This window comes from Collimonas sp., from assembly GCF_039923675.1.
In the GTDB taxonomy this organism is placed as follows: domain Bacteria; phylum Pseudomonadota; class Gammaproteobacteria; order Burkholderiales; family Burkholderiaceae_D; genus Collimonas.
In genome coordinates this window covers 1-16,681 of sequence record NZ_JBDTCG010000112.1, presented here as the reverse complement: position 1 = coordinate 16,681, position 16,681 = coordinate 1, and the positions used below count along the sequence as shown (strand labels likewise).

Annotated in this window: 14 protein-coding genes and 1 pseudogene; 10 read left to right on the top strand and 5 right to left on the bottom strand. The window is 58.5% G+C overall.

The genetic code is table 11. The features are described 5' to 3' along the window. Nucleotides 1-131: 131 nt before the first annotated feature. The gene (locus tag ABI171_RS24470) at nucleotides 132-2,264 is read right to left on the bottom strand and encodes a 3-hydroxyacyl-CoA dehydrogenase NAD-binding domain-containing protein (protein ID WP_348095160.1); all 2,133 of its coding nucleotides are present in this window, start codon (nucleotides 2,262-2,264) and stop codon (nucleotides 132-134) included. A 22-nt stretch (nucleotides 2,265-2,286) separates the two neighbouring features. Then, complete coding sequence (locus ABI171_RS24465; RefSeq protein ID WP_348095159.1) at nucleotides 2,287-3,492, bottom strand: acetyl-CoA C-acetyltransferase; 1,206 nt, start codon at nucleotides 3,490-3,492, stop codon at nucleotides 2,287-2,289. Between the two features lie 188 nt (nucleotides 3,493-3,680). Here ABI171_RS24465 and ABI171_RS24460 point away from each other — a divergent pair, with 188 nt between their 5' ends. Continuing rightward, nucleotides 3,681-4,304, top strand: a complete 624-nt coding sequence (locus ABI171_RS24460) for a TetR/AcrR family transcriptional regulator (protein ID WP_348095158.1) — start codon at nucleotides 3,681-3,683, stop codon at nucleotides 4,302-4,304. Nucleotides 4,305-4,337: 33 nt separating this feature from the next. Here the strand turns inward: ABI171_RS24460 and ABI171_RS24455 are convergent. After that, nucleotides 4,338-4,484, bottom strand: a pseudogene (locus ABI171_RS24455) (helix-turn-helix domain-containing protein); the annotation flags it as partial. Between the two features lie 94 nt (nucleotides 4,485-4,578). On the opposite strand from ABI171_RS24455, the gene ABI171_RS24450 reads away from it, so the two are divergent. Beyond that, nucleotides 4,579-5,979 carry a CoA transferase gene (locus ABI171_RS24450; protein WP_348095157.1) on the top strand — a complete coding sequence of 467 codons (1,401 nt, stop codon included), beginning with the start codon at nucleotides 4,579-4,581 and terminating at the stop codon, nucleotides 5,977-5,979. 133 nt (nucleotides 5,980-6,112) lie between these two features. Here the strand turns inward: ABI171_RS24450 and sodB are convergent, their stop codons facing one another. After that, nucleotides 6,113-6,691 (bottom strand): superoxide dismutase [Fe], encoded by a 579-nt coding sequence (gene sodB, locus ABI171_RS24445; protein WP_348095156.1) that lies wholly within the window; start codon nucleotides 6,689-6,691, stop codon nucleotides 6,113-6,115. A gap of 183 nt (nucleotides 6,692-6,874) precedes the next feature. Further along, a complete protein-coding gene (xseA, locus tag ABI171_RS24440) occupies nucleotides 6,875-8,236 on the bottom strand; it encodes an exodeoxyribonuclease VII large subunit (RefSeq protein ID WP_348095155.1) in 1,362 nt (453 codons plus the stop codon). Nucleotides 8,237-8,774: 538 nt separating this feature from the next. On the opposite strand from xseA, the gene ABI171_RS24435 reads away from it, so the two are divergent. From ABI171_RS24435 to ABI171_RS24400, 8 genes are all read left to right on the top strand, one after another. Continuing rightward, nucleotides 8,775-9,800, top strand: coding sequence for an aldo/keto reductase (locus ABI171_RS24435; protein WP_348095154.1), 1,026 nt, complete (start codon nucleotides 8,775-8,777; stop codon nucleotides 9,798-9,800). Nucleotides 9,801-10,247: 447 nt separating this feature from the next. Continuing rightward, the gene (locus ABI171_RS24430) at nucleotides 10,248-10,853 is read left to right on the top strand and encodes a MotA/TolQ/ExbB proton channel family protein (protein ID WP_348095153.1); all 606 of its coding nucleotides are present in this window, start codon (nucleotides 10,248-10,250) and stop codon (nucleotides 10,851-10,853) included. A gap of 17 nt (nucleotides 10,854-10,870) precedes the next feature. Next, the gene (locus tag ABI171_RS24425) at nucleotides 10,871-11,305 is read left to right on the top strand and encodes a biopolymer transporter ExbD (RefSeq protein WP_348095152.1); all 435 of its coding nucleotides are present in this window, start codon (nucleotides 10,871-10,873) and stop codon (nucleotides 11,303-11,305) included. After that, nucleotides 11,292-12,335, top strand: coding sequence for a tetraacyldisaccharide 4'-kinase (lpxK, locus tag ABI171_RS24420; protein WP_348095151.1), 1,044 nt, complete (start codon nucleotides 11,292-11,294; stop codon nucleotides 12,333-12,335). Before ABI171_RS24425 ends, lpxK begins: the two co-directional genes overlap by 14 nt. Further along, entirely contained in the window at nucleotides 12,316-12,501 is a 186-nt protein-coding gene (locus tag ABI171_RS24415) for a Trm112 family protein (RefSeq protein ID WP_348095150.1), read from the top strand. The genes lpxK and ABI171_RS24415 overlap by 20 nt, the downstream gene beginning before the upstream one ends. 15 nt (nucleotides 12,502-12,516) lie before the next feature. After that, nucleotides 12,517-13,281 (top strand): 3-deoxy-manno-octulosonate cytidylyltransferase, encoded by a 765-nt coding sequence (gene kdsB / locus ABI171_RS24410; protein WP_348095149.1) that lies wholly within the window; start codon nucleotides 12,517-12,519, stop codon nucleotides 13,279-13,281. A gap of 194 nt (nucleotides 13,282-13,475) precedes the next feature. Further along, on the top strand, nucleotides 13,476-14,132 hold the full coding sequence (gene adk / locus ABI171_RS24405; RefSeq protein ID WP_348095148.1) for an adenylate kinase: 657 nt from the start codon (nucleotides 13,476-13,478) through the stop codon (nucleotides 14,130-14,132). Nucleotides 14,133-14,417: 285 nt separating this feature from the next. Next, the gene (locus ABI171_RS24400) at nucleotides 14,418-16,445 is read left to right on the top strand and encodes a sodium-translocating pyrophosphatase (protein WP_348095147.1); all 2,028 of its coding nucleotides are present in this window, start codon (nucleotides 14,418-14,420) and stop codon (nucleotides 16,443-16,445) included. The last annotated feature ends 236 nt before the right edge of the window (nucleotides 16,446-16,681 follow it).

Sequence of the window (16,681 nt, the reverse complement as noted above, 5' to 3'; positions counted from 1 at the left end):
TTTAAAAAAAACAGTGTCATCCCCGCGCACGCGGGGATCCAGTTTACAGAGTGCCAGTGTGGCTAAGATGGATTCCCCACCTTGGCGCCCGCGTGCGCGGGAACGACTCGGTCGGAACGGGGTAATGGAAGTTATTCGAAATGTTTGCCATGCTCCGCCATTTTCACCAGTATCGTCGCCGGTGCGAAATAGCTGCCGAACCGCTCCGCCAGCTGCTCTGCACGCTTGACGAAATTGGCGACGCCATAGGCATTGATGTATTGCAGCGCACCGCCCTGGAACGGTGCAAAGCCCCAACCGAAAATGCTGCCGATATTGGTATCCGCGACCGTCAGCACCACTTTCTCTTCATAGCATTTGGCAGCCTCGTTAGCCTGCACAAACATCATCCGCTCGATCAGATCCTTTTGCGGCAATTGCGTCGCCGCCAACGGGAAAGCTTGCTGCAATCCCGGCCACAGGTGCTTGCTTTCATTTTCCGGATAATCATAAAAGCCCTTGCCCGCTTTCTTGCCCTTGCGGTCCAGTTGCGCCACCATTTTTTCCAACCCCGCATCGGCCGGATGTCCAGCAAACGGCTTGCCCGCTTCAGCGAAGTCCTTGCGCGTTTGCTGCAGGATATGCAACGACAAGGACAGGCTGACTTCGTCATGCACCGCCAACGGTCCTACCGGCATGCCGGCTTGCAAGCCGGCCATTTCAATGGCGCGCGGATGCTGGCCCTCCATCAATAGCTTCAGGCCTTCCATTACATAAGTGCCAAACACGCGCGAGGTATAGAAGCCGCGCGAATCATTGACCACGATCGGCGTCTTCTTGATTTGCTGCACATAGTCGAAACCACGCGCCAGCGTCTGCTGGCTGGTATGTTCGCCGACAATAATTTCCACCAGCGGCATCTTGTCCACCGGCGAAAAGAAATGCAGGCCGATGAAATTGGCTGGACGCACGCTGGCTTGCGCCAGGCCGGTGATCGGCAGTGTCGATGTGTTGGAGGCGAAGATGGCGTCAGCGCTGAGCACCGCTTCGGCTTTCTTGGTCACCGCAGCCTTGATCTCGCGGTCTTCAAACACCGCTTCGATAATTAGATCGCAGCCCGCCATGTCGTTAAAATCGACGGTCGGATGGATACGGGCAAGCAAGGCGCTTTTGCCGGCTTCGGTCTGCTGTTTGCGGCGAATCGACTTGTCGAGCAGCTTGCTGGAATAGTTCTTGCCGTTTTCCGCAGTTTCCAGGCTGTTATCCAGCAGCACCACATCGATGCCAGCTTTCGCCGAAGCGTAGGCAATCCCCGCGCCCATCATGCCAGCCCCGAGGATGCCGACCTTGCTGACCTTGGATGGCGCACAGCCTTCAGGACGCGATTTGCCCTTGTTGATGGCGTTGAGCTGGAACCACAAAGTGCCGATCATGTTCTTGGCGACCGGCGACAAGGCGCAATTGACGAAGTAGCGCGATTCGATTTTGCAGGCGGTATCGAAATCCACAATCCCGCCTTCGAATACGCAGCTCAGGATGTTGGTGGCGGCCGGATAATTGCCATGGGTCTTGGCGCTGGCCATGGACGGTGCGATCGCCCACAGCTGGCCATTGCCCGGGCTGCGCGAATCTCCTCCTGGCCAGCGGAATTTCTTGTCGTCCCAAGGCTGTTTCGCTTTAGGGTTGGCCAGGCACCAGGCTTTGGCTTTTGCCAGCATCTCCTCCTTATCGCTGGCCAACTCCTGGATGATGCCCTGTTGCAGCGCTTCTTCGGCGCGCAGTTCCTTGCCTTCCAGGATCAGTTGCAGCGCGCTCTGGATGCCGATCATGCGCGGCAAGCGCTGCGTGCCGCCGCCGCCCGGCAGCAGGCCGAGCTTGACTTCCGGCAAGCCGAACTTGGCTCTCGGATTATCGATGGCGATACGGTGATGGCAAGCCAGCGCCAGTTCCAGGCCGCCACCCAGCGCGGTGCCATTGAGCGCAGCCACCACTGGCCGCCCGCACAGTTCCAGGCGTCGCATGAATCCCTTGAATTCCTGCACCAGGTCGAAAGCTGCTTGCGCTTCAGTGATCTGATACAGCTTTTCGATATCGGCGCCGGCAACGAAATCTGCTTTACCGGAAGTGATGATGACGCCGGTAATCGTCGGATCCGCTTCGATCCGGGTAATCGCTTCCATGAATGGCGCGGTTAGCGCATCGTTCAACACGTTCATCGAACGACCCGGCATGTCCAGAGTCAAGGTAACGATGTCGTCGCTGTCTTTTTGAAAATTTACGCTCATGATCTTTTGTCCGGTCAGTGAATTAAACGCGTTCGATAATCGTGGCAATACCCATGCCGCCGCCGACGCATAGCGAGATCAGCGCGGTCTTCCTGCCGCTGCGCTCCAGCTCGTCAAGCGCGGTGCCGAGAATCATGGCACCGGTGGCTCCCAGCGGATGGCCCATCGCTATCGAGCCGCCGTTGACATTGACCCGCGCCGGATCGATATCCAGGTCGCGGATAGCGCGCATGACCACTGCGGCGAACGCTTCATTGATTTCAAACAGGTCGATATCCTTGGCTGACATCTTGGCCTTGGCGAGCGCCTTGCGCGCCGCCGGCGCAATCCCGGTCAGCATGATGGTCGGTTCCGAGCCGGTGACGGCGGTCGCGACGATCCGGGCGCGTGGTTTCAATCCCAGCTTCTCGCCCATTTCCTTGCTGCCAACCAGCACCAGCGCCGCGCCGTCGACGATACCCGAAGAATTGCCCGCGTGGTGCACGTGATTGATTTTCTCGACGGTCGTATATTTGCGCAGCGCAGTCGCATCGAAACCCATCTGGCCGATCTGCTCAAACGCAGGATTCAGCGCCGCCAGGTTCTCTATCGTGGTTTGCGCGCGGATGGTTTCGTCATGGTCCAGTATCACCAGGCCGTTGAGGTCGGTCACCGGGATAAGGGATTTGTTGAAGCGGCCTTCGGCCCGTGCCAATGCGGCTTTCTTCTGTGATTGGAGGGCGAAGTTGTCGACATCGCTGCGCGAGAAATTCTCCAGCGTGGCGATCAGGTCGGCGCCTATGCCTTGCGGCGCAAAGCCGGTGCTCTGGTTGACCCGCGGGTCCATGAACCAGGCACCGCCATCCGAGCCCATGGCCCAGCGCGACATGCTTTCGACGCCGCCCGCCACCACCAGCTGCTCCTGGCCAGACATGACTTTCATCGCCGCCAGATTGACCGATTCCAAGCCGGAGGCGCAAAAGCGTGATTGCGTCACGCCTGCCACCGACTGGTCCCAGCCGGCATACAGCACGGCCGTACGCGCGATGTCCGCGCCTTGTTCGCCGACCGGCGTCACGCAGCCGAGCACCACGTCATCCACCTGCGACGTATCCAGGTGGTTGCGCTGTTCCAAAGCATGCAGCAGTTGCGCCAGCAGATTGACCGGCGTTACCTGATGCAGGCTGCCGTCCTTCTTGCCCTTGCCGCGCGGGGTCCGTACAGAATCGAAAATATATGCTTCAGTCATGGCGTCTCCGGCTTGTGTGCGTATGTAATAAAAATTACACTTACATTGATGTTTGATTTATGCTGAATACCCACTGTAGTGAAAGCGATGCTTAGCGTCAATTGGTAATCCCCTCTAAAGCAGGCAGCAGGGAAGTGCACCGACATGATGGTAAAATTAATTACACATAGTGTGCAAATAATAAAATCATGGCTTCGGAAAAACAGAAAATCATCCTTGATCGCGCTTTGCTCAAATCGGCGATACAGCAAAGGATAGAGAGCGCGGTGCTGGATTTGTTCTCGCAACGGGAATTCCACAGCGTCAGCTTCGGCGAGATTGCCGGCGTCGCTGGCGTCTCTTTGCAAACCATTTATAAATACTACGGCAGCAAGGAAGCGCTGCTGTTTGCCTGCCTGGAAACCTGGCTGGGAGCACTGGCGTCGCGCATGCTCGATCACTTGCAGGGCATAGAGAGTTGCCAGGACAAGTTGCGCAAGGTGTTCTGGGTGGTGCTGGATTTCTTCGACCGCAATCCCAAGGTGAGCCAGCTCATCATGAGTTCGCTGCAGATCAGCGCCTGGGGCCGCGACCGTACTTTCCGCCAGCCGGAAATGATGGAGGTTTTAATGCAGACCTTGACCGACGGCCGTGCGCAAGGCGTGCTGACCGATGAAGTGGATGAAAAAATCCTGCTGGATTATTTCATCGGCATCCTGGAACGGCTGGTGCACATGCACACCATGCGTGGCGAGAAGGAAGCGCTGGCGCTGCAGGCGAATGCGCTGTTCAGGATGCTGTGGCGCGCGATCGCCCGGCCGCCGATCGCTTAATCGAGGAAGTCGAAAGATCCCACGTAGCAGGCGCAACACTTGGTCTTGCGGGTACAGCTTGCTGCGTATGCTTTTGCCTGGCACGGAGTCGAGCAAGCCGCGGCTGACATAGTAATACAATGTGGCCGTACTGACGCCGAGCAAGTTGGCCACTTCATCAGCCGTTAGCAATGTCTTCATCCGGAAAATTTCTTTGTATTAATTGCCGCAATCAAGATTGACGCAGGCCGTTGGCAAATTCTAGATTGAATCCTTACTTGCAATAAGGAAGATTATGCAACCCGATACTTTGGCCCATAAACTCATCGACACGATCTGGCATACCGCCGGTCGTGATCAGGACGCTCTGCAACGATTGTTTTTTTCAAATCTGGCGACACAGCTGCCGTCGGTATTCCCGGTCGGCGCATTGGCATCCGCCACCATCGGCGCCCAGGCGCTGGCGGCGGCTGAATTCTGGCATCTGCGTGGTGGTCGCCAGCAAACCGTGAGCGTCGACCAGCACCATGCATTGGCGATATTCCGCAGCGAACGCTATCTGCTGATCGATGGCAAACCGCCAGCCGATCCCTGGAGTCCGATCGCCGGTTACTACCAGGCAGGCGACGGCCGCTGGATACAACTGCATACCAATTTTCCGCATCACCGCGACGGCGTGCTGCGCGTCTTGCAATGCGCCGATAACCGCGCCGCCGTGGCTGCCGCCATCGCAGGCTGGAACGCCGCGGAACTCGATGCGCGGCTGGCAGAGGAAGGTATGTGTGTGGCGCTGATACGCAGTCCGGAAGAATGGCGCGCCCATCCGCAGGCTGCCGCCATTGCCGCGTTGCCGCTGTTCGAGATCGAACATGTCAAGGAGGCGCCCGCCGAACTGCCGCGCGCGACACCGCAGCGGCCGCTAAGCGGCATGCGCGTACTCGATCTGTCGCGCGTGATCGCAGCGCCGGTAGCCGGCCGCACTTTGGCGCAACACGGTGCCGAGGTGCTGGCGATTAGCGCCGCGCATTTGCCGAACATTCCGACGCTGGTGATCGACAATGGCCGCGGCAAACGTGCCGCCCAGCTCGATTTACGCAGCGAAGCAGGGCGCGCACGTCTGCGTGAACTGATACGCGACGCCGATGTTTTACTGCACGCTTACCGGCCCGGCGCGCTGGAGGCGTACGGTTTTTCCAGCGATGCGCTGCAGGCCTTGCGGCCTGGGCTGATCGAAGTCTGTCTTTGCGCCTATGGCCATACCGGCCCTTGGGCCGGGCGGCGCGGTTTTGACAGCCTGGTGCAATCGGCTACCGGGATCGCCTGGGAAGAAGGGCAGGCGGCGGGCAGCGACAAGCCTGGCAAATTGCCATGCCAGGCGCTCGATCATGCTACCGGTTATCTCGCGGCATTCGGCGCCATCAGTGCGCTGCACCGGCGCGCAGTTGAAGGCGGCGGCTGGCGGGTGCGGGTTTCGCTGGCGCAAACCGGACGCTGGTTGCAATCGATGCCACGGCTTGCCGATGGCTTGCAACATGCCGATCTGACGGCGGCTGAAGTAGATCAATGGCGGCAAACGGTAGCGTCATCGTTCGGAAAGATTAGCGCAATTGCGCCGGTCGAGCGGATGCCGCAGACGCCGCCGCATTTCGACTTGCCGCCATCGACGTTGGACGCCTATGAGGCGCGTTGGCAGTAAGGCTGGGAATCGAAACCGGAGCGGTAGATAACAAAAAAGCGCTTACCGTTAAGTAAGCGCCTTTTTCAAGTGCATGCCGACAGGTTTTTTACTTCCTCATCGGCCATAACAAATTTATCGTTATGCGAAATGCTTATGCGAAATTCTTCGAAGCAAATTCCCAATTTGCCAATGCCAGGAATGCTTCCAGGTATTTTGGACGGGCGTTGCGGTAGTCGATGTAGTAAGCATGTTCCCAGACGTCGACAGTAATCAAAGGCTTGGCGTCGGTAGTCAGCGGAGTAGCAGCGTTCGAAGTCGATACCAGGCCGAGCGAACCGTCAGCATTCTTCACCAGCCAGGCCCAGCCGGAACCGAAAGTGCCGACTGCAGTCTTGGTCAGTTCAACCTTGAAGTTGTCGAACGAGCCCCACTTGGCGTTGATCGCATCTGCCAATGCGCCGGTTGGTGCGCCGCCGCCTTGTGGAGACAGGCTGTGCCAGTAGAACGTGTGGTTCCAGATTTGCGCCGCATTGTTGAAGATGCCGCCGGATGATTTCTTGACGGTGTCTTCCAGCGACAGGTTTTCGAATTCTGTGCCCGGGATCAGGTTGTTCAGGTTGGTCACATAGGTCTGGTGATGCTTGCCATAGTGAAATTCCAGAGTCTCTTTGGAAATGTGTGGAGCTAATGCATCCAGAGCGTACGGCAGAGGCGGGAGAGTGTGTGCCATGTTGTGGTCCTTCCTAGTGTTTTATTGGGATTACAAAGAAGCTGTTGCCTATACAATTCATCAACAGTATCTAGGAAAGAGCTATTGTAAAGCGCTTAGCTATTCCATGCAGCAAGCTTGCACATTCCCGTTATATTTATTCGAAGCTTATGCGACTTCTATCGCGTGGTAGGCAACTTGCACTCAATCCAGCGTTGCCTGAACACTATCTATGCCGACCTTGGCGCTGCCTTCGGCCAGCTGCACGGTGACGAAATGCCGTGGCTGCAGTTCTTTCGGCGCACGAATCACGTGGCCCTTGGCGTCGGAGACGATGGCGTAGCCGCGTTCCAGCGTGCGTTGCGGATTCAGCAGCTCAAGTTGCGCGTTCAGGGCCGCCAGCGCCTGCCGGCCGTTACGGCTTTTGGTCGCCAACGCGCCGCTCAGGCGCCGGCTTTGCTCTAGCAATGCCTGGCGCGGCGCTTTGGTGCTAGGAATTTGCGCGCTCAGGCGGGTCCGCAAATTCAGCAAGGCATAGCGTGATTGCGTCAGCGGGATGCGGGTCGCATGCTGCAGCCTGCTCTGCAGACTCTGCAACTTGACTCTTTCATGAACGATGGTGCTAGCCGGACTGCTTAGGCGACGGCCCAGCCAGTCCAGGGTCTGGCTGGCTTCGCCAAGTTGCCGGCGCAAGGCGCGGGTGAGGTCGTCGGCATGGCCTTCCAGCGTCGCCAGCCAATCACTACGCGGAACGGTCGCCAGCTCGGCGGCGGCGGTCGGGGTGGCGGCGCGCAAGTCGGCGGCGAAGTCGGCAATCGTGAAATCGGTTTCGTGGCCGACGCCGGAAATCACCGGCATCGGTGCGGCTACAATCGCGCGCGCTACGCCTTCATCATTGAACGACCATAAATCCTCGATGCTGCCGCCGCCACGGCAGACAAGCAACAACTCGCACTCGGCGCGCGCGGCGGCGGTATTGATGGCGCGCGCGATCTTTTCAGCGGCGCCATCGCCTTGCACAGGCGTAGGGTAAAGGATCACACGCACGTGCGGCGCGCGGCGCGCCAGCGCGGTCAGGATGTCGCGCAGCGCCGCCGCCTGCAGGCTGGTGACGATGCCGATGGTCCGCGCAAATGGCGGCAGCGGCCGCTTGCGCGCCGGATCGAACAAGCCTTCGGCGTTCAGCTTTTCCTTCAGGCGCAAAAATGCTTCGTACAGGTTGCCGACGCCGGCGCGCCGGATCGCCTCGACATTGAGTTGATAATCGCCGCGCGCCGCATACAACGTCACCAGCGCCCGCACTTCAACCTTGTCGCCGTCGCGCGGCGTAAAGCCGGCGTGCTGGGCGCGGCCCTTGAACATCACGCCGCGCACTTGCGCCGCATCGTCTTTCAGCGTGAAGTACCAGTGGCCGGAAGCGTAGCTTTTGAAATTGGAGATTTCGCCGGACACCCAAGCCAGCGGAAAACTGCGTTCCAGCATGCGGGCAACGGCTTGATTCAGTGCGGACACAGTCAATACCTGCGGGCCGCTGGAATAATTGTCGCTGGTGCTGGAGAGATTCATGCTGGTTTCCGGTTGAATAGTCAGTCTCCCGGTCGATTACAAGCGCGGGCGTCGATATTGTAAAGCACAGCCGCTGCACAGCAGTGGAAAAGTGAAACAAATCAAGGGCTTGTCCGGAACGCAGTGGGCTTGCGCACAAGCTTATCCACATATTCTGTGGGTAACTGTGGATTGTCGCCGGCTTGTGGATATCCGCTCGGGCAGCGATGGCAAAACTATCACGAATATGCCGAAAAATATCCCGCGTCGCTCGTAAAACGCATTTTCATGCGCTTTTGCAGCTATCTTTCACAGCAGTGAAAACACGATGCCAATCAAGGACTTAGTGTGAATCCAGTGTACTTGTTCACAAAGTTATCCCCAAAATCTGTGGAAAACTTTGAGACGGCAGACGGGTGAAATTTTTCGATGCCTGGATCGGTCCGTGGCTGTCGCAATGCCATCATGGCGCGCCGGCGTCAGGCATTTTTATTGTGGGGTATGATAATCCGACGCTTTTCCAGGCAGTAGTTCTTCCTCACTCTTCTAAAGGTTAACCATGGAACATCGACGTTTAGGCGCCTCCGGATTCACGGTGCCGGTACTCAGTTTTGGCACGGGCACGTTTGGCGGCAAAGGTGAATTTTTCGGCGCTTGGGGCAATACCGATGTTGTCGAGGCGAAGCGGCTGGTGGATATCTGCCTCGACGCCGGCCTGACCATGTTCGACAGCGCTGACGTTTATTCGGATGGCGCCGCCGAGGCGGTGCTGGGCGAAGCGATCAAGGGGCGGCGGGATCGCCTGCTGTTGTCGACCAAAGCCACTTTCCGCTCCGGCGACGGCGCGAATGAAGTGGGATCTTCGCGCTTCCACCTGATCCGGGCTTGCGATGCCGCGCTCAAACGCCTTGGCACCGATTATATCGACCTGTTCCAGCTGCACGGCTTCGACGCCTTGACGCCGGTTGAAGAAGTCTTGTCGACCCTGGACGATCTGGTGCGCGCAGGGAAGATCCGCTACGTCGGCGTATCGAATTTTTCCGGCTGGCACCTGATGAAATCGCTGGCTGTCGCCGACCGTTATGGCTATCCGCGCTATGTCGCTAATCAAACCTATTACTCGCTGATAGGGCGCGACTACGAATCGGAACTGATGCCGCTCGGCCTCGACCAAGGCGTCGGCGCAGTGGTCTGGAGTCCGTTGGGCTGGGGCCGGCTGACCGGCAAGATCAAGCGCGGCCAGCCGTTGCCGGCCAATAGCCGTCTGCACAAGACGGCGGACATGGGGCCGCCGGTGGCCGATGAACTGCTGTACAAAGTAGTGGACGTGTTGCAGGAAATCGCCAATGAAACCGGCAAGAGTATTCCGCAAATCGCGCTGAACTGGCTGTTGCAGCGGCCCACTGTCTCCACCGTGGTGATCGGTGCGCGTAGCGAAGAACAGTTGTTGCAAAACCTGGGCGCGGTTGGCTGGAATCTTGACAAAGAGCAGATCGCCAGGCTCGATCTCGCCAGCACGGTGACGCCAACCTATCCTTACTGGCACCAGCGGGGATTCACGGAACGCAATCCGTTGCCGGTTTAAGCGTGTTTGCCGGATAGCCGGACTGGCCATTTCGTCCTGCTTTGACTGCCATCCGCGTCGACGGCAGCCTGGTGCAGGCTTCCTCGCATAGGTCGTTGTGGGCTGTCATGTTTCGTCCTACTTACCGCGGACTTTATTCCTTGCTATCGGCAGGCGGCTTTGGAAAAAAACTGCTCATATTTTCAGCAGCAAGGAAAACTCCTTTTAAATCATGGACTTCAATGCCAAGTTTGGGACTTGTCCACAATCTTGTTCACATAATATGTGTGGAACTCGGCGCATCGTTTGAACAACACAAAACACAGCATCAAAAATTTCTGCTCAGCAATGCTTGTCGCGCTTGCCCGCAAGCCTTCAACACGTTACATTCTGCATCCATGCCGATGAACCCCTCATCTGCTTTAGCGATTCACCCTACCGAATTCGTATCTCACCAAGGAGTTTCTTTTGTTTGCCATTATTCAAGCTGCGGGCTGGCCGATCTGGCTGTTGCTAATTGCCTCCATCATTGCCACCGCATTGATTATCGAACGTCTGGTTTATCTACGCCGCCCGCGGATTCTGCCGCCGCAGTTGTTGCAAGAAGTGATACGGGTTTATCACAACGGCAAGATCAATACCGAAGTGCTGACCAACCTGGAAACCAATTCACCGCTGGGCCGTGTGCTGGCCGCCGGTTTGCGCAACGTTGATGCGCCGCGCGAGCTGATGAAGGAATCGATTGAAGAAGCAGGGCAGGCGACTGCCCATGACCTCGAACGTTTCCTGACAACGCTGGGCACGATCGCCTCGCTGGCGCCGTTGATGGGCTTGTTCGGCACCGTGGTCGGGATGATCGAGATTTTTGGCGCGACAACCGGCGCCGGCGCTGATCCTACCCAGCTCGGGCACGGTATTTCGGTGGCGCTGTATAACACCGGCTTCGGCTTGGCGATTGCAATGCCTGCCTTGATTTTCTATCGCCATTTCCGCGCTCTGGTGGATGGCTTCGTGGTCGACATGGAGCAGCAGGCGGTAAAATTTGTCGATACCGTGCATGGCGCGCGCAAATAAGAGCAAAGACAAAAACTATGAATTTCCGTAAAGGCAAGGGTCGTGAAGATCCTGAAATCAACCTGATCCCGTTCATCGACGTCTTGCTAGTGATCGTGATTTTCCTGATGGTGACCACCAGCTACAGTAAATTCACTGCGTTGCAAATTACCTTGCCGACCGCCGACGCCGACAAGGCGATGACGCAACCGCAAGAGATCAACGTGGCGGTCAATCAGCAAGGGCAGTATGCGGTCAACAACGTGCAAGTGTCTTCCAGGGATGCGGCGTCGCTGGCGCTGGACCTGAAGAACGCGGTGCAGGCCGATGGCCAAGGCAAGGGCGATCCGGTGGTGATCATCAATGCCGATGCCATGGCGACCCATCAGACCGTGATCAATGTGCTGGAAGCTGCGCGTCTGGCAGGCTTCGACAAGATCACGTTTGCGGCCCAGACTAGTGGCCACAAATAAGTCATCGCTTGAAGCAACCCTGAGTGCTGCCTGGCAGCGGCGCGGCTGGCTGGCATGCGTGCTCTGGCCGCTGTCGCTGCTGTTTGGCTTGCTGGCGGCGCTGCGCCGCTGGTTGTACGCCGCCGGCTGGCAAGCCAGCACGCGCTTGCCGGTGCCGGTGATTGTGGTAGGGAATATTTTTGTCGGCGGCACCGGCAAGACGCCGCTGACGATCTGGCTGGTGCAGGCGCTGCGCCAGGCCGGTTACGTGCCCGGTGTGATTTCGCGTGGCTACGCCGCGCAGTCCGGCGATGGCAAGCCTTTGGTGCAACAGGTTGGCGCAAGCTCGCTGGCGGCCGAAGTCGGCGATGAGCCTTTGCTGATTGCCGGCCGCGCGCAGTGTCCGGTGATGGTGGGGCGCGACCGGGTGGCAGCCGCGCAAGCCTTGTTGCAAGCCCATCCTGAAGTCAACCTGATCCTGTCCGACGACGGGTTGCAACATTACCGTTTGCAGCGCGATATCGAAATTGTCTTGTTCGACGCCCGCGGCGCCGGCAACGGCTGGCTGCTGCCGGCCGGGCCTTTGCGTGAGCCGGCCACGCGCCGGCGCGACTTTACCGTGGTTAATGCGCCATCGATTCCCGCATCCATGCCGACGACTTCGATTCGCATGCAACTGGTGGGTGATCAGGTTGAACGGTTGAGCGATCCGATGCAGGCGAGGGCGCTGGCCAGCCTGCGGGATCCGGCGCTCAAGATCACTGCGGCGGCCGGCATCGGCAATCCGCAGCGCTTTTTCAGCATGCTGAGTGCGGCCGGGCTGGTGTTCGATAGCATGGCCTTGCCCGATCATCATGACTTTTCAGACAACCCTTTTGCCGCCCTGCAGGCCGAGGTGATATTGATCACCGAAAAGGATGCAGTAAAATGTCGGCAAATTGCTTCTATTAAAAACGACCCGCGTATCTGGGTCGTTCCGGTGACGGCGCAGATTGACGCCGCACTGTCACAACAAATTCTGGAGAAACTCCGTGGACACTCAACTGCTTGACATCCTGGTCTGCCCGATCTGCAAAGGGCCGCTGCATCACGACAAGAAAGCCGGGGAACTGATTTGCAACGCCGACAAGCTGGCCTACCCGATCCGTGACGGCATCCCGATCATGTGGGCCGACCAGGCGCGCGACCTGAACAGCCCGGCTGCTCCTGCAGCCTAGGCGGTGGGGGATATTGTGAGTTCGACCACGCCTTTCACGGTGATCATACCGGCGCGGCTGGCATCCACCCGGTTGCCCAACAAGCCGCTGGCCGACATCGGCGGCAAGCCGATGATCGTGCGCACCGCCGAGCGCGCTGCGCAGTCCGGCGCGGCGCAAGTCATTGTGGCCACCGATCACGCGGAAATCCTGGCAGTGTGCGCGCAGCACGGCATTGCAGCGCGCTTGACGCGTTCCGATCATCCTTCGGGCACCGACCGTATTGCGGAAGTGGCGGCGGCGCTGGGACTGGCTGCGGATGCCGTGGTGGTCAACGTACAGGGCGACGAGCCGATGATCGATCCGTCGCTGATCGCCGCTACCGCTGCCCATATCTCGGCGGAGGTGCCGATAGCGACTGCTGCCCACGCGATAGACTTGGCGGCCGATGCGTTCAATCCGAATGTGGTCAAGGTAGTATTGAACCAGGCCGGGCGCGCCTTGTATTTTTCGCGGGCGACGATTCCCTGGCATCGGGATGGTTTTGCACAGTCGCAACAACAGTTACCGGCAGATTATCTGCCGTTGCGCCATATCGGCCTGTACGCCTACAGCAATGGCTTTTTGCAAACCTATCCGACCCTGGCCGTGTCGCCATTGGAACGGATTGAAGCGCTGGAGCAGTTGCGGGTGCTGTGGCACGGCTATCCGATTGCGGTGCATATTGCGCCTGCGGCGCCGGCGCCCGGGGTAGATACGCAGGAAGACCTGGAGCGGGTACGCAGCTTTTTCAGAACGTGAAAATGGCCGGAAGTATCAAGAAATTATCGTTGAACCAACAGAAATCGCGCCCAAGGCTGGCTGTTTGGTAAAATTGTATGGTAAGTTTCATGCAAAGATAGCGTGGTATATATAAGCATCTCAGGAGACGTCGCTAGTCAGCTAGCTGTGCGCCGTCGCCACAATCAATTCACAAACTCACCTTAGGACTTAACATGCGCCTCATCCTTTTAGGAGCGCCCGGTGCCGGTAAAGGCACGCAAGCGACTTTCATTAAAGAGAAATTCAACATTCCGCAGATTTCCACCGGCGACATGTTGCGCGCAGCAGTCAAGGCTGGCACTCCGCTCGGTATCGAAGCGAAGAAGGTGATGGACGCAGGCGGCCTGGTATCCGACGACATCATCATCGGCCTGGTGAAAGACCGCTTGAAGCAGGCCGATTGCGCCAACGGTTATCTGTTCGACGGCTTTCCGCGCACCATTCCACAGGCAGACGCCATGAAAGAAGCAGGCGTCTCGATTGATTACGTGCTGGAAATCGACGTGCCCGACAGCGCCATCATCGAGCGCATGAGCGGCCGCCGCGTGCATTTGTCGTCGGGCCGTACTTACCATGTCACGTTCAACCCGCCGAAAGTCGAGGGCAAGGACGACGTCACCGGTGAAGACCTGATCCAGCGCGATGACGACAAGGTGGAAACCGTGAAGAAGCGCCTGTCCGTGTATCACGAGCAGACCGAAGTGCTGGTCAATTATTACGGCGACTGGGCCAAGGCCGGTTTGCCAGGCGCACCCAAGTACCGCAAGATCGCCGGCGTCGGTCCGGTCGAGCAAATACGCGACAGCGCGTTTGCAGCGTTGGAAGTATAAAAAAAGCGGACTTCGGTCCGCTTTTTCTTTTAGTCATTAAGTCAATAAAGGTTGGCTAAAGTCATTTAGAATCAATCAAAGTTTCAATCGATTGCAAACCGGGAGCAGCAACCAGTCAACGCCAGCCCAAGCACTTCTCTGAAAATAAAAGGGCGACGAAAAATTTTGCATTACGCAGTATCGGCCGGGAACCAAGGACGCCAGATTGGCGTTCACGACGACCGGTGAAATGGTGTGATTGTTTTATTTTGTCGTGCAGCCGTTCGAAAAACAGGAGGAGTCAACATGGCATCAAGTCTATGGTTTGCCGTCGCTTGCGGCATCATCGCCGTTATCTACGGGCTGGTCTCACGTAGCTGGATATTGAAGCAGGATCCCGGTAATCCGCGCATGCAGGAAATTGCCGCCGCCATCCAACAGGGCGCGGCAGCCTACCTGGCGCGCCAGTACCGCACCATCGCCATCGTCGGCGTGGTGTTGTTTATCATTATTGCGATATTGCCTGGCTTGGGGCTGGTGACCGCCGCCGGTTTCCTGATCGGCGCCGTCTTGTCCGGCGCTTGCGGCTTCATCGGCATGAATGTTTCGGTGCGCGCCAATGTGCGCACCGCACAGGCCGCTACCAAAGGCATAGGACCGGCGCTGGACGTGGCTTTCCGCGGCGGCGCCATTACCGGCATGCTGGTGGTGGGGCTGGGCCTGCTGGGCGTGACCTTGTTCTTTTTATGGCTGCTGGCGTTCGCCGGGCCTTCCGGATTATCACTGCACGACATCATCCGTCCACTGATCGGCCTGGCGTTCGGCGCTTCGCTGATTTCGATTTTCGCGCGTCTCGGCGGCGGCATCTTTACCAAGGGCGCCGACGTCGGCGCTGACCTGGTGGGCAAGGTGGAAGCCGGTATTCCAGAGGACGACCCGCGCAATCCGGCGGTGATCGCCGATAACGTCGGCGACAACGTCGGCGACTGCGCCGGCATGGCGGCCGACTTGTTTGAAACCTATGTGGTGACCTTGATTGCGACCATGCTGCTGGGTTCGTTGCTGATCCACGGCGCCGAACTGCAAGCGGTGCTGTATCCGCTGGCCTTGGGCGGCGTCTCTATCCTGGCGTCGATCGTCGGCTGTTCCATGGTCAAGGCCAAGCCCGGCAAGAAGATCATGTCGGCGCTGTACACCGGCTTGTGGTGGGCGGCGATCCTGAGCCTGATCGGCTTTGCCGTGGTGACCTGGTTGATCCTGCCTGAACCTATGCGGATGCCGATGATGGGCTCTGCCTTCATCGGCATCGTCCTCACCGGCCTGATGGTGTACATCACCGAGTATTACACCGGCACCGATTTCAAGCCGGTGCGCCATATCGCACAAGCTTCCACCACCGGTCACGGCACCAATATCATCGCCGGTCTCGGCGTCTCGATGAAATCCACCGCCTATCCGGTGCTTGCAGTGTGCGTCGCCATCCTGGCGTCTTACTGGCTTGCTGGCCTGTATGGCATCGCCATCGCCGCCACCGCGATGCTGTCGATGGCCGGCATCATCGTGGCGCTGGACGCCTACGGCCCGATTACCGATAACGCCGGCGGCATCGCCGAGATGTCGGGTTTGCCTGATTCGGTACGGGCGATCACCGATCCACTGGATGCGGTCGGCAATACCACAAAGGCCGTCACCAAAGGCTACGCCATCGGTTCGGCCGGACTGGCAGCGCTGGTGCTGTTTGCCGATTACACCCATGCCCTCGATTCAGTCGGCAAAAGCACCGCGTTCGATCTTTCGAATCCGTTGGTGATCGTCGGCCTGTTTATCGGCGGCCTGATTCCCTACCTGTTCGGGGCGATGGCGATGGAAGCCGTCGGCCGTGCTGCAGGTTCGGTGGTAGAGGAAGTGCGCCGACAGTTCCGCGAGATTCCCGGGATCATGGAAGGCACCGGCAAGCCCGATTACAGCAGGGCCGTGGACATGCTGACCAAGTCGGCGATCAAGGAAATGATCCTGCCGTCGCTGTTGCCGGTCGCGGTGCCGGTGGTGGTTGGCCTGTTGCTGGGCGCGCAAGCGCTTGGCGGCCTGCTGATCGGCACCATAGTCACCGGTATTTTTGTAGCGATTTCGATGACCACCGGCGGCGGTGCATGGGATAACGCCAAGAAGTACATCGAGGACGGGCATTGCGGTGGCAAGGGGTCCGAGGCCCACAAGGCCGCGGTCACCGGTGACACTGTCGGCGATCCCTACAAGGACACCGCCGGTCCGGCAATCAACCCGTTGATCAAGATCATCAATATCGTGGCCTTGCTGATGGTCCCGCTGCTGTAATCCCAGCGTTATCGCGATACGAAAACGGCGGCCATCGGGCCGCCGTTTTCATTTGAGTGATGTGCTTTGGCGTGTCGCGGCACCGGCTGGGGGTAAAATGCGCGCCCTCCCCCCTTTCGCAGTTCGCATCATGCCGGCCGCAACGCACCGACCGACACATGCGCCGCACGCATTCATGGAGCAACAACATGGGCCTGGACCTCGTCCCGACCGGCAATAACCCGCCGCACGAAATC

Excerpts from the sequence above, each read along its gene's own strand:
- ABI171_RS24470 (WP_348095160.1), bottom strand. The coding sequence starts at position 2,264 with ATGAGCGTAAATTTTCAAAAAGACAGCGACGACATCGTTACCTTGACT.
- sodB (WP_348095156.1), bottom strand. The coding sequence starts at position 6,691 with ATGGCACACACTCTCCCGCCTCTGCCGTACGCTCTGGATGCATTAGCT.
- ABI171_RS24425 (WP_348095152.1), top strand. The coding sequence starts at position 10,871 with ATGAATTTCCGTAAAGGCAAGGGTCGTGAAGATCCTGAAATCAACCTG.
- ABI171_RS24460 (WP_348095158.1), top strand. The coding sequence starts at position 3,681 with ATGGCTTCGGAAAAACAGAAAATCATCCTTGATCGCGCTTTGCTCAAA.
- ABI171_RS24465 (WP_348095159.1), bottom strand. The coding sequence starts at position 3,492 with ATGACTGAAGCATATATTTTCGATTCTGTACGGACCCCGCGCGGCAAG.
- xseA (WP_348095155.1), bottom strand. The coding sequence starts at position 8,236 with ATGAATCTCTCCAGCACCAGCGACAATTATTCCAGCGGCCCGCAGGTA.
- ABI171_RS24450 (WP_348095157.1), top strand. The coding sequence starts at position 4,579 with ATGCAACCCGATACTTTGGCCCATAAACTCATCGACACGATCTGGCAT.
- adk (WP_348095148.1), top strand. The coding sequence starts at position 13,476 with ATGCGCCTCATCCTTTTAGGAGCGCCCGGTGCCGGTAAAGGCACGCAA.
- ABI171_RS24400 (WP_348095147.1), top strand. The coding sequence starts at position 14,418 with ATGGCATCAAGTCTATGGTTTGCCGTCGCTTGCGGCATCATCGCCGTT.
- ABI171_RS24435 (WP_348095154.1), top strand. The coding sequence starts at position 8,775 with ATGGAACATCGACGTTTAGGCGCCTCCGGATTCACGGTGCCGGTACTC.